The organism is Brevibacillus sp. NPDC058079 (genome assembly GCF_042885155.1).
GTDB lineage: Bacteria > Bacillota > Bacilli > Brevibacillales > Brevibacillaceae > Brevibacillus.
Genome location: NZ_JBHVSO010000005.1, coordinates 426,192 through 443,893, shown reverse-complemented (window position 1 = coordinate 443,893; position 17,702 = coordinate 426,192). Strand labels below are relative to the sequence as shown.

12 protein-coding genes are annotated in these 17,702 nt (G+C 47.9%); 5 read left to right on the top strand and 7 right to left on the bottom strand.

The window, feature by feature from the left end; genetic code table 11:
- Positions 1-16: 16 nt before the first annotated feature.
- The gene (locus ACFVS2_RS17915; protein WP_390236161.1) at positions 17-1,318 is read left to right on the top strand and encodes a BaiN/RdsA family NAD(P)/FAD-dependent oxidoreductase; all 1,302 of its coding nucleotides are present in this window, start codon (positions 17-19) and stop codon (positions 1,316-1,318) included.
- A 238-nt stretch (positions 1,319-1,556) separates the two neighbouring features.
- On the opposite strand, the gene ACFVS2_RS17910 is transcribed toward ACFVS2_RS17915, so the two are convergent.
- From ACFVS2_RS17910 to ACFVS2_RS17880, 7 genes are all read right to left on the bottom strand, one after another.
- Positions 1,557-1,757: a hypothetical protein gene (locus ACFVS2_RS17910; RefSeq protein ID WP_390236159.1), complete on the bottom strand. Its 201-nt coding sequence runs from the start codon at positions 1,755-1,757 to the stop codon at positions 1,557-1,559.
- A 5-nt stretch (positions 1,758-1,762) separates the two neighbouring features.
- Complete coding sequence (locus ACFVS2_RS17905; RefSeq protein ID WP_390236157.1) at positions 1,763-4,201, bottom strand: septation ring formation regulator EzrA; 2,439 nt, start codon at positions 4,199-4,201, stop codon at positions 1,763-1,765.
- A 47-nt stretch (positions 4,202-4,248) separates the two neighbouring features.
- Positions 4,249-4,851: a forespore capture DNA-binding protein RefZ gene (refZ, locus tag ACFVS2_RS17900; protein ID WP_390236155.1), complete on the bottom strand. Its 603-nt coding sequence runs from the start codon at positions 4,849-4,851 to the stop codon at positions 4,249-4,251.
- Between the two features lie 255 nt (positions 4,852-5,106).
- Positions 5,107-6,015 (bottom strand): DUF6612 family protein, encoded by a 909-nt coding sequence (locus ACFVS2_RS17895; RefSeq protein ID WP_390236153.1) that lies wholly within the window; start codon positions 6,013-6,015, stop codon positions 5,107-5,109.
- A gap of 126 nt (positions 6,016-6,141) precedes the next feature.
- A complete protein-coding gene (locus tag ACFVS2_RS17890) occupies positions 6,142-7,140 on the bottom strand; it encodes an MBL fold metallo-hydrolase (RefSeq protein ID WP_390236150.1) in 999 nt (332 codons plus the stop codon).
- Between the two features lie 66 nt (positions 7,141-7,206).
- Positions 7,207-9,447, bottom strand: a complete 2,241-nt coding sequence (locus ACFVS2_RS17885; protein WP_390236237.1) for a sensor domain-containing diguanylate cyclase — start codon at positions 9,445-9,447, stop codon at positions 7,207-7,209.
- A 38-nt stretch (positions 9,448-9,485) separates the two neighbouring features.
- Positions 9,486-10,067 (bottom strand): histidine phosphatase family protein, encoded by a 582-nt coding sequence (locus ACFVS2_RS17880; protein ID WP_173618483.1) that lies wholly within the window; start codon positions 10,065-10,067, stop codon positions 9,486-9,488.
- A gap of 229 nt (positions 10,068-10,296) precedes the next feature.
- On the opposite strand from ACFVS2_RS17880, the gene ACFVS2_RS17875 reads away from it, so the two are divergent.
- The 4 genes from ACFVS2_RS17875 (at position 10,297) to ACFVS2_RS17860 (ending at position 17,702) form a co-directional block, all read left to right on the top strand.
- The gene (locus ACFVS2_RS17875) at positions 10,297-12,585 is read left to right on the top strand and encodes a YcdB/YcdC domain-containing protein (RefSeq protein WP_390236148.1); all 2,289 of its coding nucleotides are present in this window, start codon (positions 10,297-10,299) and stop codon (positions 12,583-12,585) included.
- A gap of 292 nt (positions 12,586-12,877) precedes the next feature.
- Positions 12,878-13,477: a 30S ribosomal protein S4 gene (gene rpsD / locus ACFVS2_RS17870; RefSeq protein WP_390236146.1), complete on the top strand. Its 600-nt coding sequence runs from the start codon at positions 12,878-12,880 to the stop codon at positions 13,475-13,477.
- A gap of 380 nt (positions 13,478-13,857) precedes the next feature.
- Complete coding sequence (locus ACFVS2_RS17865; RefSeq protein WP_390236143.1) at positions 13,858-16,998, top strand: transglycosylase domain-containing protein; 3,141 nt, start codon at positions 13,858-13,860, stop codon at positions 16,996-16,998.
- 71 nt (positions 16,999-17,069) lie between these two features.
- A complete protein-coding gene (locus ACFVS2_RS17860) occupies positions 17,070-17,702 on the top strand; it encodes an N-acetyltransferase (protein ID WP_390236140.1) in 633 nt (210 codons plus the stop codon).

Below are 17,702 nucleotides of genomic sequence, written 5' to 3'. Positions count from 1 at the left end.
AAAGGACGAGAATGAAATGAATCGATCAGAATACAATTATGACGTTATCATCATAGGCGGCGGCCCCTCTGGACTGATGTCTGCTATTGCTGCTTCTGGCCAAGGAGCAAGAGTTTGTCTCGTGGAAAAAGGCTCGAAGCTCGGACGCAAGCTCATCATATCTGGCGGCGGTCGCTGTAATGTAACCAATGCCAAGGAGCAAGATGAATTAATCAAACAAATGCCGGGAAATGGCCGCTTCATGTACAGTGCTCTCACCCAATTCGGCAACCGAGAGATTATCCAGTTTTTTGAGGTGATGGGTGTCGCGTTAAAAGAAGAGGATCGGGGCCGTATGTTTCCCGTCACAGATAAAGCAGTGACAGTTGCCCAAGCGTTGATTGATTTATTAAAGCGCCAAGGTGCCACCCTCCATTTAAATGCCGCTGTAAAAGAAGTTCTCTATTCGGAAGGCAGAGTCGGTGGTATCATGCTGCAATCCGGTGAGAAAATCACCGCGCCTTGTGTGATTATTGCTGTCGGAGGCTGTTCTGTACCACAGACAGGGTCTACAGGCGATGGCTATGCATGGGCGAAAGCAGCCGGGCACACGATCACAGAGCTGTATCCTACTGAAGTACCACTTACAGCCAATGACTCTTTTATTCGCGATAAATCAATTCAGGGTCTTTCACTGCGTGACATCACGATGACCCTGTATGCGCCCAATGGGAAAAAGATCAACACCCAAGAAGGCGATATGATCTTCACTCATTTCGGAATATCAGGCCCCGCCTCACTGCGCATGGGGCACTATGTCTCTGTGTCGCAACGAAAATATGGAGCGGTTCCTCTATCTCTGACGATCGATCTCATGCCTGACAGAACGGCCGAGGAAATCACGGCGGAGAGCTGGCAGCTGATTGAGGAACAGCAAAAAAAAGCAGTTAAAAATGCAATCAAAGGCTTCCTTCCCGAACGGATTATCCCACTCTTGCTTGCGTTGGCAGGAATTTCGGAAGAAACGACCTACAGCCATATGAAAAAACAAGAGTGGAGCAAGTTCACGAGCTTGATCAAAGCTTTTCCACTCACGATTACGGGCACGCTCTCCCTTGAGGAAGCGTTCATTACAGGTGGCGGCGTGAGCGTGAAAGAGATCGATCCACGCTCGATGAGATCCAAGCTCATGGATGGGTTGTATTTTGCTGGCGAGGTCATGGACGTCCACGCCCATACCGGTGGCTACAACATCACCATCGCCTTTTCATCCGGCTATTCCGCGGGTACGCATAGTGCGCAGGAAGCATTTGAATTTTTTTACGAGAATGACGTTTAGATCAAGAGGGATTGGGGAAACTATGAATCAGGTTCTCTTTTCATGAAAAGAGAAATCAGCACATTACTCCCCCCTAGTTGTAATGTGCTGGTTTAACAGACCTTACTCCCTTTATCTTCCTAGATGGGGCATCGCCTGCGTGAGCGATGCTTCTTTTTTTTGCCCAACAAAAAGCACCTGCTACTAAAGATGGCACGTCCATCTTTTCCTAGCAGGTGCTTTACTATTCGTTATTGGTTTATCCGACAAGGCGGAACAAATACGCAAATCCAGCGAACAAAAAGGCTAAGCCCAACAGAAAAAACGTGTTGGCACGCTGCTTGACGCGCTTTTCGTCTCCTTGAAAATAGGCGTTCATTCGCGATTGCCAACGTTTTGTCCGCGGCTGTACCATGACGAGAATGCCAGCTACCAGTAAGAAGAGAGGAAAGACTATCATCGGACTCACCCTTTTTTCTTACGGCGGAGAAGCCAACGGTTGTCCTCTTCGGCTGGTGCGCCTTCGATTACCAGACGGGCCTCCTCGGCAAGTTGATAGGCTTCTGCGAAAGCCAGTTGGCGAAATGATATCTCTGCCTTCGTCAACAATTCATTAACCTGGCGATTTTGGCGGCGATAACGGTTTGTATACTGAATGGCACCCTCTGCCATCTGACAAGTTGTGACAATGCGTTCTGCCATCCGCTCTGTTTCGCCGACCAAATCACTCGCGTCCTGAACCAGCATAGCCACCTCTTCCAGATCATAGCGGTACTGCTCCATGATCGTTTGCACGCGGCCCAACGTTTGTACGACTTCTTCAAACATGTATTTCAATTGATCCGGTATCCCCGGCAAGTAGCTGCGCTTGATTTGCTGACGGACGCGGACTAATGTGTTAGAAATTCGCTCCAATTCATCCAGCGCATCGTCTTCCGTTTCGATGACCAAATACGTTTGCTCTTCTTCTTCCGGAATCATCTCTTCCTGTTCAGGCTGATTCTTCGGCATGACCAGTTCATACTCTTCTTCTTCTTCGTAAGCAGGCTCCTCAGCTTTGACTGCAGGAGCAGGCTTTTGTGCTTTTTTATTGAAAAGCTTAGGAATCGCTTGCAACAAAACGGAACGTTCAGCTTCACTTAGCTCTGAGGATTTTCCTCGCACCGTTCGCTCTTCTTCCTCTTTGGCCTGCTGGAGAGGAGTCGGCTTTTCAGGCTCTACTTCGCTGGTAGAATGCTCGGTCTCGCTAGCTGGAGTCGGCTCAGGTATACGAATCTCCAGCTCCACAGGCGCGGATGTCACAGCTACCTGCTGTAGCGAATCATCCTGTTCCACCTCTCCTACTTCTGCTCTCTTCTCTACCTGCACATCTTTGCCTTGATTCACTTCTGCTTGCGGTTCCGCTTCTGCATATACCGTCGCTGCTACTTCATCACGAGCAAGAACGCCATCTTCTATCGCTTGATACGTCGCATCAAGGAGCACTTCGAACGCTTTGACATGGGTCAACACCATTTCCAGGCTGCCCTCTTCCAAAGCGCTTTTCGCGGACATGACCAATTGCTTCGCCTGCAAGAGGGCATTGTCCAAGGAATCCTGTTTTAAATCAAAGCCGTCACGAACGGCCTGCTCAATTCCATCTTCCAGATGCTTGAATTCTTCTGGCATTTCTTTTTTCACGCGTTGCACAAGCTTCGGAATGAGCTCCATCGCTTGTCCCACCTGCTCCAGTACTTCCTGAGCTTTTTGTGTGGTTTCATACGCCGCAATGTCGTCCCCTGCCGCCCGCGCAGTTTTCACGAGTTTTCGCATCGTGTCTACTTCATCGAGCGATGCTTTCAGCTCATGGAAAGACAATCCGTACTCCAGACGCAAATCGGACAAGCGTCGTTCCATCTGCTCCACTTGCTTTCCAATCTCAGGAACAACAACCTTGTTTTCTTGCTTGGTAACTGCCACTTTGGAAGTGTCTGTTTTTAGCTCATTCAGCTCTTCCTCAATTTTTGAAATGGCCTCTCTCGCCTCATTCAGCATGCCAAGTGCCAACGTAAAACGGAAGCGATCGCAAGCCTCTTCGGCATCGAGGATCATCATTTCCACATCAGGGATGCGAATGCGCAACAGATTTTCTTTTTTATCAGCCAAGTGGTGGTAACGTACTTCTGTCATGCCGCTGGAACGGCGAAGCGGTTTTTCCACCTCGATGACATTGATCTTCTCAACAAGCTCTTCCTTCCAATCCTCTACATCGTCTACTTGAGCAAAAATAGCACGACGTCTGATCATCGCGTAAATCAAGCCGATCGATAGTCCAGCAAATACCGCCCCAACCAGATAGATCCACCATGGAATGCCTCCGAGTGCGATACTGCTTTCGCTCTCTTCCGCTTTACTAGCGTCGGTCGCACCCGGTTTTGCTGTTGCTTGCTTGCTTTCAATGCGGCTAAGCTCTTGGTTTACTTCCGCAATTAACGTTTGAATCCCGGTCAAATACTGCTTTTGTGTACGGAATGGTTCATAGAAAGACGCGATCTTGTCATGCAGCAATGCCATCGTGGCACCTTTTGCCTGCAAATTAGGACCAGCATAAATCCCCAACTGCTCGGTGTTCATGTCGAGTACGATCATTAGTGCATCGTCGGCTAAATTGTAATTGTCGAACAGTTTTTGCGCGTAGATATCCGGAGATTCGGCTTCCGGTGCAGTGCTTTCCACGATCACGACTTTGTAGCTGCCCGGTATGCCGTTCAATGAATTGGCAAAGGTCGTCCTATCTTCTTTTTTCAAATAGTTGTCAGCGTCCTGAACAACTTCGTCTTTTTTATCTGGAAACGGCGTCGCATAAGCCGGATTCGTATATAACAACATGCCTGCCAAACAGAGCATGAATAGTTTTCGTTTCACTTGTCATACATCCCCTTACTAGAATCATTCATTGGGAGAGGCCACGCCTAAGCCGGCAGCAAAGAACCTCGCAGATAACACATAATCGAGGTTTGCAGCCATTGGACGAACTCCTCGGAAGATGGCTCGAGATCATAGACCTGGCGAACCATTTGTGGTTGCAAAAATGGATATATCATCTGGCTCGTCATAGCCAGTACTGTACGATCAATAGAGACGGGCAAAAACTCACCCGCGACGACGCCGCCCTCGATCACACGCGAAAGCCCGTGCTTCCATCGGCTCATGTATAGCGTCATCACTTCACGTGCAAGCATGGATTCTACGCTCAGCTCACGATGAATCAAACGCGTGATAGGCGCATGCTCACATTGAAATTGCAAATACAGCTGCACAACTTGTTCCAATCGTTGATAGGCAGGGATGTTTTCCTGTTCGTTTTCCAGTTCTTCCAAAAAGCGAAACAACGTCTCAAAGTAAGAAGCAATCAACGTCTCCAGGACTCCTTGCTTCCCTTCAAAGTGATAGGAAATCAGCGCGGAATTTACTTGAGCAACAGAGGCAATTTGTCTTACGGAGGTCCCTTTGTAGCCATGAACATCAAAAAGCTTCGCTGCTGCGGATAAAATACGCATTTTCGTCTGATCCATCAGGCATCTTTCCCATTGTACAGATTATTCGACGAAAAAAGATAGTCATGTTGTATGTTCGACAATGTTTTCCAATATTCCTTCTAGAAATGCTGATTCCATTGAAAAAAACCGCTATCGCATAGATTTTCTTCCTCATAAGAAGTACGTAAAAAGCATCGAGCACGTTACTTCAATTTTTAATTTTCCCTGACAAAAAAAAGACGCTCCTGTCTTTTTTGCAAGAGGAACGTCTCACTTGATTACTCTTACTCCCTATTTGCTTTTTTCCTCTGGAGCTGTAATAGGGGCTACTGTTCCGTATTGCTGCAAATACGTTTCTACTTGCGTATGCTCTTTTACACGCTGATCGTTCAAATCGTACGCAGATCGAATGGACATCGTCATGTTCGTGGGGAGCATCGTTTTTTTGTTGTAGTGAATCGTGTACTCTGCTTCCACTTCCATCTGGTTCACGAGCTCGTTTACGTCCACCTTTTTCTTAGATTGAATCGTGGGTCCAGAATGATGTGCAGGCGTCCCTCTCCAATTGCCTTCCGAGAGTGACATTGCTATCTTTAGCTTCGGTATGTAGGGTTTCGCTCGCCCTTCTATCGATTGGACTTTTGCTCCCGACTTTGTTTGCTCTTGCATTTGGGTAACAAGCCAGCTCTTTAGTTTGGCAGAATCCAATACAACTCCGAACGCCTCAAAATCGTCTTTCGGATTTTCATCAGGCAGCATCCGAACGTTTCTTTTCATGTTGTCGATTTGCTGAAAGGAAGCGATGGGGTTCCAGTTGTTCATTTCTTGATGCAGGGCCGAACTATCCCCTGCGACATGTTTCCAGCTTTCGTTTTGATCATGCTTGGTATACAGCTTGTCCCCTTGGCTGAGCAAGGATAAGTTGTCCACTCTGTTTTCTTCTGGGACAGAGAGCTTCACGTTCATGTACACAGCCTCTCCGTCTTTTCTGCCCGAAAAGTTAACCATGTTCGCATTGGCACTATTCGCCGTCAACAGCTTGGTTTGCCCGTAGAACGCATACGCTTTCTGCGCATCGAACTTGTCACGTACCTGCTCAAACGTTGTATTCGCATCCTGCTTCACACTCATTTGATTACAGCCACCTACAACAACTGTACACACAAGAGCCATCACGCAAATGGGCAAATACTTCTGCATAGATGCTACCCTCCCTCGGCAACCCTGGGTCAGCCTCATGTGGGTCCCAGGGTAATAGTCCCTTTTAGCGTTTCCGGGGAGGAATAGGCTTATTCTACTTACAAGCCTCTCTTGTACGATCAGGTTTTACAGGTGGTAATACAAGATGCGATCTTGCTCTCTCACTTCAATCTGATGAAGAATCATCAACAAATCAATGTGCCCCAACGTTTCGGATAGCGTCAATGGCAATTCTTTTTTGTACAAACCTGGAAATAAGAGAGCATTCAGTTCAAAAGCTGTCTTTTCTCCATCTGCAAGAAGCCTTCGGAGCGTGCCTGTCCTCTCCCAGTTCTTTTGCAGACGAGCGAGTATGAGCTCTCGATGGTTGTAAACCGGTTGACCGTGTCCACTGAGGACTTGTTCGATCTCTATGTCCGCACACATTTGCAACGCTGTGCGGTATTGAATTAAGGTCAGTGGTCTTGAACTCGAACGATTCCGGGGTGGTTCAATGAAGGCATTGGATGAAATTCGCTTGATAATATGGTCTCCACCAATCATGACTTGATCCTTTGCCCGATACAATGACAGATGGCTTTGGCTATGTCCTGGCGTATACAGTACCTGCCAGTCCTCCAAGTACGGTACCTTTTGCTCATGCTTCAGATGAAAGTCAATCTGGCTTGGCGCAGAAAACTTCTTCATCAGCTTGTGAAATTTCGAGATAATGACCATCATTTTTTCTGGTACACCGCTCTGGATGTACAGCTCTTCGAAAAACTGATCATGAAAAGTCATAAACTGCTCATCCTGCTGTACATAAGGGGTTGCCTGCGGATGGGCAAACGTCTTCGCTCCCGATTGTTCCCGTACTTTTTCTAACTGCCCGCAATGATCCACATGATGATGCGTCAGTATGACCTGCTCGATATCTTGCACGCTTACCCCAATCGATTCTAAGCCTTCTGTTAAGGCCACCCACGCATCGTCGGTCAACGGACCCACATCAACCAACGTCAAGCGTTCCCCTTTTAGTAAGTAGACGTTTACTGCCCCCACATCAAAAGGTGTAGGTATTTCCAGACAAAAAATATCAGGTGCTACTTGCGTCGGGATCCTTTGCTTGTCATCGTTCGTTGTCATTTTTTATCTACCTCTCAAGTTTTTTGCCTTTTTTTCCGAAAAGAGAAAAGAGCCTTTGTTTTGGCTCTAGGCGAGAACAACTTGATTTCTACCTGAATTTTTGGCTTCATACAAAGCAATGTCTGCTTGATGGAACAACGCTTCTACACTCAGGTTTACATCCATCTCCCTGCTCCATTTCGCTAGTCCACACGAGATCGTGACCTGTGGAGACGTCTCCTGTTCGACGCATTCCCGTATGCGCTCTGCCACGGAATGCGCAGTGTTTTTGTCCACACGTGGCAAATAAACAGCGAGTTCCTCTCCGCCCCATCTTGCCGCGATATCACTGTCTCGGATGCTATGTCGAATCAGATTGGAGACCTGAATCAGTACCTCGTCCCCTACCTGATGGCCAAATGTATCATTCACGGTTTTAAAATAATCAATATCGATCAAGATCAACGAGCCATAGTTGTCTTTTTGTAATGATCCTCTTACTCGTTCATTCAAATGTCTTCTCGTGTATAGACCTGTCAAATTATCCGTAATGACCATTCGTTCCATTTCATTATGCAGGACGGCGTTGGTCATTGCCAAGCTCGCATGTTGTCCAAATATTTCGAGGAGTTTGTAGTCGTCAAAACTAAAAAAATGATAACGGGAATCTGCGACTAAAAGGACTCCACTTATCTCACCCTCAACAACGAGCGGAACCCCCATGAAGGAACAGCACGAAAAGAGCGAAAAAGGAAGGGGTCCTGCCCCTGGTTGAGCCAACAACAACGCCTGCTTGTTTTGCAAGATTTGCTGAAATGGCTTTTCTGTAGAATCGATAGCCATGCCATTGAACGCTGGAATGGAGGAAGAAAGCACATCGAAGCAATCCTCACCCGGCGTTTTTCGCAAGATGGCACAAAACTCTGCATCAAAGGTAGCCCGCATCATCGTCGTAACAAAATCGAGAATTTCCTTTAAATCAAGACTTCTGTTCAACTGGCGTGCCATCTCATTAATCAAACGCAATTCTCGAATCAAATTGCGCGATTGCTGATAGAGCTGTGCGTTTTCAAACGCAGTGCCAGCAGTATCTGCTAAGATCGAGATGTAGTCCTTTTCATGCTGATTCAAGGTGATTCGCTGATCGGACGTCACTTGCAATACTCCGTAGATGCCCTGCTTGCCCAAGAGTGGCGCTGCGATCACCGTCACCTGTTGCTCCCCTTCTCCCACTTCTTCGGCAATGAGACGTCCTTCCAAATAGGCCTTGGTACTGGTAGACGGCTCTACTTCTTGAAAAGAAAGCTGTTTGACCGGGGTGGTTGCATTGGGTTCAACCGTCAGGAAAAGCTCTGCCGACAAGTACGGATAAAGGCTGGGAATGCTCGTCACGATTTCGTGCAAAACATCATTCACATCAATCGATGCCTGAATCTTTGACATCAACTGATACAACAAATCTTTTTTGCTCGCTTCACGACGCAGGTCGTCCGACATGATCGAACGCCAAAGCGCACAGCTTGCCTTCGCGCCTACTTCCTGCAAAAAAGCAACATCCCGTTCATCGTACACGCAATCTGTCTCTTCGGGTGGCAGATGCAAAAACAGTGCGTAGAGCGGCGTTTGGTTCAAGGAGACAGGAACGACAACAAGCCTGTGGTCATCTAAAATGGAAGGCATGATTTGCGTCGTACCGAATCTCGAAACCAGTTGGGCAATGTGGGTTTGTCCGACTTCGGCCTCTTGCGTTGTTACGCTCTCCTGCGGAATCAACGTGGCATTGTCCGCGAGCTTCACGGCCGAACAATAGCCTTTTTGGATAATGTCACTGATCTGACCCGTCAAGCTTTGCAGCAACTCTTTGGTCGTATCATGCAGCGTCAAATCCATGACAATCTGGCTTGTGACGTGTTGAATATAAGCATCATATCCCATGCGAATCAACGGCTCTAGCCCGCGCATGTAGGAGGACAAATCGAAATGGATCTGTTCTTCGGGCGCTATCATGCCAATGACAGCTCGTACCCTTCCATCTTCTTCACACAAAGGAAAGGCTCCACACACGTTGTTCGTTTCACTTCTCGTTTTGACTACGATCTCTTTGGAGGAAAGTGCCTCTAAAATAAAATCAAAGACTTTGCCAATCGATACATCGTGTTGCAGGGTAAGCCCTTGAGAATTCCGAGATGGACCAACCTGCATTTCCATGAAGTTGATTACGCGGCCCCCGGAATCTGTCAAGAAAAGGATGCCTGGGCGCTTTTCCGGCCAAGATTGTAAGATAAAATGGGCCGTGTAGGAAAAGACTGTCTCTAACTTCCCCAACATTTTACTTGACACGAGAAACTCCCTCTCTCAGCATTTTCTCAAGCTTTCAAATGGTCTGTATCATTAACGGATAGAACTTCCCACCTGCGATCTACATACCGAAATATCGTAATACCGGTATTATCGATACGTGTGATACCCGTTCCTTGTTCTCCTACCGTCACATAATGCAAGAAGCTATTAATGAGACCGCCATGCGAGACAACGACAATCGCCTCACCTGAATGGCTCCCTGCTATTTCTGTCATGGCAGCTACAGCTCGACGCTGCATGTCTTCGAATGTCTCAATTCCACAGGAGGCTTCATCCTGATTTTCAAATCGCTCACGTATTTCTTCATAGGTGAGTCCCTCCCACTCCCCATAGCAGCGCTCCCGCAAGGTTGTCCGCGTAGAAACAGAGGATTGGAAGTTACCAGCAATCTTGGCAGCCGTATCGTGTGCCCGACTGAGATCACTCGAATAAAAAGCGTGAATCTTCTCGCCTTGGAACCTGTCTGCTACTTGCTCGGCCTGACGTACACCGAGCTCGTTCAATGCGATGTCACTGTGGCCTTGTATACGACGAACCTGATTCCACTCCGTCTCTCCATGACGAATGAGATACATGATGGTTTCCAAAACGAATTATCTCCTTACCGTTCTGTATTCTATGGATAGTATTTCTTATTATATAAGATGCATGTTCACAATTCTAGATTGATAAAAAAACATTTGGTACAAAATTCCTATATTTCATTCCTTTCTGCAAATACCAAGCACTTTTTTTCATGAATTTGAACTGAAACGAACCTTTACTTCCTCTCGTCAGAGGTGATAAGAAGAATATGACATCGTTGGAGGGGTTCCTATGAAACCGTGGATCATTCGGTCTAGCTCATTTGTTCTATCTGCCAGTCTGTTGCTGCCTGTCGCACAAGCGCATGCACAATCACCTCATGTAAGTACCAATAAAATGGCGATTACTGTGGCACAAGCAGACTCCGTGGCACAAGCCAAAGCAAAGCTGTCCAAGGAAGCAGCCTTGGCACTCGCTACAAAAATAGTGCCTACCGCTGGGATGACAGTGCAGAATGTGTCATTTCGTTCAGCGGATAGCTGGCGTCCATTTCCAGAATGGTCGTTTAGTTGGGTGAAGAAAGATCCAGAAAACGGCAAAGTCCTTTTATCATATAGCGTCAGTATCCACGCTAATACAGGCGAGCTGACTTCCTATTCTCATCAAGAGCAGGACGCATCTTCGCTTCCCTATGCAAAACGAATTTCCTATACAGAGGCGCAAGAGCAGGCGAAGCGCTTTTTCGAGAAAAACAATGCAGGAAAAGCAGCGGAAACAAGACTGTATACCCGCGATATGCCGGAGCCAAAAACTCCGCTTAACTCGGAAGTCTACTATAATTTCCGCTTTGTTCGTGAAGTGGACGGCATTCTCTTTCCTGACAACGGCGCAGATATCACAGTAGATGCTTCTGGCAAAGTGACCAACTATTCTCTGTCGTGGAACGACGTGACTTTCGAGGACACGGATACGACAATCTCAGAAGAAAAAGCTGAGAAGCTATTTAAAGAACAAGCGAATCCAAAACCAGTTTACCTGCTGCCGTGGGAGCGGATGGAGACTCAAAATAACAAGCCGTCTCTCGGGTATATGAATCCTTTCACATTCTACATTGATGCGGAGACTGGGAAAGCATTGACACAATCGTTGACCTCGTATCAACCAGCGAAAGATCCTGAGCCGGTCAGCAGCAAAGTCCTTCCTGCACGCCGAAGCGGACAACCGCTCTCCCAAGAGGAAGCTGTACAATGGGCATCGAAAACATTGAATTTGTCCAACTATGAGCTTCGTTCTGCCAATTACAATGAAAGAGACTACCGTGGCAATCGTCCTGTCTGGGATCTCGAATTCGGCGAAAAAGGCAATAGCGAAGACGGATTTGCGTATGTCTCCGTGGATGCTGTAACCGGGGACATCTACCGATTGAACAAGGACTTCCGTGGCCATAAAGAAAAAACAACCACTTCTAAAAAACCAGACATAGAAAAATTCAAGGCAAAAGCGATGGAAACGATTCGTGATTTGGCGCCCACCATGGCCCACCAGCTTTACTGGATAGAGCGTTTGGAAGAGGAAATCCAAAACCAACCCGTTGATTCCGAGCGGACGCAGATCCGATTTGAGCGTTTTATCAACGGAATAGCTGCAGCTAGCGGCTCTGCCTACTTCACGTTTGACACAGAAACAGGCGATCTGCTGAATTACAGTGCTGAATTGGGCAGCGAAACATACCCGACACAAGTTCCCAAGCACCTGCCTGCTGCCGAAGCGAGCGAGAAGTGGTGGACTGAGACAAAAGCAGAGGAAATATACGCCCTTGTCCCTCTTAGTCCTGAGGATGCCAAACGCGCAAAAGAGCAGCCTTCCTACACACCGAAGCGAACTGCCAAGATCGTCTATCGCGCGACAATGACGCCGTTTGAGCAGCCGTATTACCTTGATGGTGTAACAGGCGAGTGGAGCTCCACCGCTACTGGCAAAACGATTGCGCTGCATCGTCCGGCTCCTGCCGATTTGAAAGATCATCCGGCGGAGAAGGAACTCTTGTTGATGTATGAATACGACGCACTAACGCTTGAAAACGGCAATATCATGCCGCAAAAACCAATCACACGTGGCGAAATGATTGAAATGCTCATGATCAGTCTCAACCAAGGCAGACACTATCCACAGTACTCTCTGGAACGCAAGGCCACTTATAGCGATGTGGCAAATGGTTCGCGCTTCTTCTCAGCCGTGGAAGGTGCTGTTGATCGCGGACTTCTCGATAAAAATGCTTCCAAGCTGAACCCAAATGAGACGATTACACGTGAAGAGCTAGCTGATATGATTGTTCGTGCACTCGGTTACAAAAAACTGACGGACTTTCCTGGCATGTTCCAGTCCCAGCTCTCAGACATTGCCAATTCGAAGTACCGCGGTTCGATCATCATCGCGACTACACTCGATATCGTGCCAACCGACAAGCAGAAGTTCCAGCCGCAAAGCCTTGTCCCTCGTGCCGATGCAGCCATTACCTTTACCCGTTTCCTCGAAAAACGGGATACTTCAGACGGTCCGGTTACTTTGTTGCGAAAATAATACCCAAAAAGCGCCATCCAGCCCACTTCTTGCGGCGGATGGCGCGCTTCTTTTCCCTTGACTTTACTATATTGCGCCTAGTATTATTGAATGTATGTGTACAGGGTAGCATTGATTGTAGGTAAAAACGGAAGGATGTACCCTCTTAGTTCCCTCCCTTTACAGACTGCGGCTGATCATCTGTGAGGAGCACGATGCGGAAACGCTACCGTCCGAAGTTCGTGTAGATAAAGTAGGAACTAACCTGCCGGAAGTAAACACCTGCGAATCCATATTAAAGGAGAATGAAAACATGTCACGTTACACAGGACCTCGTCACAAACTGGCTCGTCGTCTGGGTATCTCCCTCGATGGTACAGGAAAAGACATCAAACGCAACTTCCCTCCAGGTCAACACGGTCACAACAACCGTCGTAAACTGAGCGAGTACGGAATCCAGTTGCAAGAAAAGCAAAAACTGCGCCACATGTTTGGCCTTAACGAAAAACAATTCCGCCGCACTTTCGACAATGCTAGCAAAATGGCTGGCGTAGTGGGCGAAAACTTCATGAAATTGCTGGAATCCCGCCTGGATAACCTGGTATACCGTATGGGCTTTGCTCCAACTCGCCCAGCTGCTCGTCAGTTGGTAAACCATGGTCACTTCATGGTAAACGGCAAAAAAGTAAACATCCCATCCTACCGCGTACAACCGGGTGATGTAATCTCCATTCGTGAAAAGTCCCGTGGTCTGCAACTGATCAAGGACGCTCTGGAAGGTCGCACTTTCCTGCCGAACTACGTTACATTCAACGATGCTGCTGCTGAAGGTACCTTCACTCGTCTGCCAGACCGTGAAGAAATGCCAGCTGAAATCAACGAAGTTCTGATCGTTGAGTTCTACAGCCGTTAATCGTCTGAGGATAAAAAGAAAAAGAGTAGTGCCGCTTGTCGGCCTGCTCTTTTTTTTATGTATTTCCCTTATGCCACGCTTTCGCCCGCGCCAACACCTCGCTGACGAATTCATTTTTCTGTTTGGAATAGTCCAGCAGTGTTTATGCCCCTTTTTGCACAATCAGCTCGCTGCCATCCCATGTTCTTTTGTCTCCTCCTATGAAATCTATTTTTTGATCCCACTCTGTAAGCTTAACAATGTCTGTGAAACGCAATCAAACACATGCCGTTGACAACTTTCAACGGTTTTTGACACATTTTGCTATCTCCTCCGCATTTTCTATCCTCTAGGTTCCTCGTATGGTATAATCAGGTGGTATGCTAGGGGGTCGTAGAACTATGTCGAATAACCACACATCTTCCTCTGAACCGACGAAGAAAAAGCGACGCAGAAGCCGTGGTAGAACGTTCTGGATCATCTTCCAAATCGTCTTCGTACTAGGGCTAATGGGAGCTGCAGTTGCGGGAGGAATCGTGACAGGTTATGTTGCCGCACTCGTGAAGGACGAGCCTGTGCGCAGCAAGGAGGAACTGGAGAATAAAATCTTCACCAACTATCTGACTGGATTCGCCTACTACAACGACGGCTCTCTGATCGGCCAATTGCGGGCCGAAGAAGGCGATCGACGTTTGGTGAAGAAAGCAGACGTTTCTCCCTATTTAATTAATGCCATCATCGCAACTGAAGACAAAACCTACTACCACCACTCCGGAGTTTCGCTGCAATCTACCATGCGCGGAGCGATTCAGGAAATTACCAACCAGCCTGTCGTAACAGGTGGTAGTACGATTACACAGCAGCTTGTAAAAAATACAATCCTTTCTGCTGAAGTTAGCCACACCCGTAAGGCCCGTGAAATCTTTACCGCGATTCGGATCGAGCGCATGTTTTCCAAAGATCAGATTCTGGAAGCCTACATGAACGAAATTTACTTCGGAAAAAACGCCAACGGATCAAACGTATACGGCGTTCAGGCTGCCGCGAAAGGGATTTTTGGCAAAGATGTAAAAGAGCTCGGGCTCGCTGAGGGCTCCTATCTTGCAGGCATGATTCAAAACCCAGGTGCCTACTCTCCATTCCGTGCAGAAAGCTATCAGCGCGGGAAGGAACGCCAAAAAATGGTGTTGGATCGCATGCTGGAAAATGGCTACATCACACAAACCCAATACGATGGAGCTCTCGCCAGTGAATTGAAGGCACAGCTAGCAAAACCGACGCAGCAAGCTTATCGAGAAGTACCTTTCTTGATGATGGAGATTGAAGATCGTGCCGCACGTCAACTTGTGGATGCAGACCTCTTGGAAAAAGGACGAGACAAATCAACCATCGGCCGCAACGAATACCGACAGCTGGTTGAAGAGAAACGTCGCGACATACTGCGAAAAGGGTACAAGATACATACCACTATCGACAAGAGCGTATATGACATCATGCAGGCTGTTGCAGCCGACCCGAAAAACTTCGGTAAGAATCGTACCTATACGATTCGTCGCTCTAACGGCAAAACAGAAAAAATCGAAAATGCTCTGGAAGAAGTCGGCGCAATGCTGATTCACAACAAAACAGGAGCCATCCTCGGCATGATCGGGGGACGTGACTTCAAGGTGGAACAGACGAACCACGCCACTGTACCACGCCAGCCTGGTTCTGCCATGAAGCCACTTGCCGCTTATGCTCCTGCTTTTGAACTGGGATTGCTCCAGCCAGCATCCCCAATCGATGACGCTCCGGTACTACTCGCTGACGGTCAGAACGGTTCCCATTTACCTAAGAACTGGAACAACAAATGGCAAGGGATGATGAGTGCCCGCGAAGCGCTGCGGATGTCCTGGAACATTCCGGCGATCAAGACGTATTTGAAAGTTGGCATTCCAACGGCTCTCGAATACGTAAAGAAAATGGGAATCACAACATTGGTGGATGCTGACAACTATGCAGCCACTGGCGTAATTGGCGGTCTTACCTACGGAACAACTGTCGAGGAAATTACAAACGCCTATGGGACATTCGCAAATCACGGTTCTTTCGTGGATGCCTATCTGATTGACCGAATTGAGGATAACACCGGAAAAGCCATTTATCGCCACGAAACCAAGCCTGTGCAAGTGTACAGCGAGCAAACCTCATACCTGATCACGGATATGATGCGTTCCGTTGTCAATAACGGTACAGGTACACACATCCGCAAATACGTGCCGCGCAAAGTCGATGTGGCAGGTAAAACCGGAACAACGAATAACAGCAACGACCTCTATTTCGTCGGTTACACGCCAGAGCTGTCCATGGGCGTATGGGTTGGCTTTGACGAGCCATATCCAATGCCAGACGCGGACAAATATGTTCCGATGGTCGTATGGGGTAAGGTCATGAAGGATGTCATTGCGAAGCATCCGAACCTTTCACCTCCTGACTCCACCTTTAAAAAGCCGGCAGGAATTGTCAGCGCGACTGTTGACTCGAAATCGGGTCTTTTACCAAGTGAGCTTTCAAAAGAAGCAGGCCATTTGATCACTGATTTGTTCAACAGCAAATTCGTTCCGAAGAAGGTGGACGATACCCACCAAAAAGCACGCGTCATTACGTATAATGGCGAACGGTATTTGGCGAAGGAAGGAACACCTGAAGATTTTGTTACCGAAAGCGTCTTCTACCGCTCACCTGATCCGCTCCCTACCAAGGAGCAAATTCAAGCGAAAAACAGTAGAGTCGCCACCCAACCGCCAGATTGGGAGGACCGCTTGCCTGACAAGGAAGACCCTCGCACAGAGGCAGGTGGAGCGCCAGCTTCGCCAAGCGGTGTAACAGCTACAGGCTCAGGCAAGCAAATTTCGCTTACGTGGCAATCAGCCAAAGAAGCTGACTTGGTCGGTTATCGCATCTACCGCGCTGATGTGCAGAACGGCTTTGTCAAAGTAGCGACTGTGAAAGATCCATCGGAATTGACTTTTGCCGATACGACTGCAGCCCATCGAGATTTAGGCTATTATGTCACTTCTGTGGATATCGCTGGCAATGAATCGCAGCCTTCCGCAATCGCTTCTGTCGGTTCTACACAGACATGGCAGTTGCCTGATCCAAATCAAGGTACGGAAACAGGCATCCCGAATCCGACGGACAATAACGGGAATGGTCAAACAGATCCAGGTGGAACTGCGACTAACCCGCCAGATGGATCAGGAGGCACGAATACAAACACTGATTCCACTTCACCACCTGCTGCTCCGAAATCCTTGTCCATCAAGAATACGCCAAACGGTTGGCAGCTACAGTGGAAAGGAAGCAGCTCGTCTGAGCAGATGTACAACGTATATTTTAGCCCAGACTCAGCAAGTGGCTACTTGCTGCTCGGTACAGTCTCTAGCACAAGCTTTACACATGCAGCAGAAGTACCGAATGGCAGCAACTATTACATTACCGCAGTCAACAGTTACGGAGAATCGCCACATTCTAACATCGTAACTGCCAACACCACAGAATAAACTGGAATGACAACTGACAGAGATGGTTAGACGCCATCTCTGTTTTTCTACAATCGTAAGGGGGGGAACTGATGGAGCACATCAAACGCTATCATTCATTGAGTCTAATGGTGAACAACAAGGAGCTGCTCGTCGAAGGACCGATTACAGGAAGTCATCTGGCCTCATTACGCTTTGATGAGGGACTGAAAGCTTTTCGTATCCCTGAACAGCAGCATGAAGCTCTCATCGAAATCGCTGATTTGCCTGAAGGACGCATCATTATTGCACGCGAAGGAGACCTCGTCCTCGGCTACGTGACCTTTCTGCACCCCGATCCACTGGAGCGATGGTCGCAAGCCCAACTGCCTGATTTGCTGGAGCTGGGCGCGATTGAAATCAGTCATAAAGTGAGAGCGGGTGGCGTAGGTAAAAAGCTGCTGGAAGTCGCCTTCTTGGACGACGCCATGGAAGACTACGTCATTATTACAACTGAGTATTACTGGCATTGGGATCTGAAAGGAACAGGACTCGATGTATGGCAATACAGAAAGGTCATGGAAAAGGTCATGGGCAGCGCAGGCCTGAGCTGGATGGCGACAGATGATCCAGAAATATGCTCACATCCCGCCAACTGTCTAATGGCAAAAATCGGCAAGCGTGTACCACCAGAAACAGTCGTTGCCTTTGATGCTATGCGGTTTCAAAATCGTTTTCTGTACTAG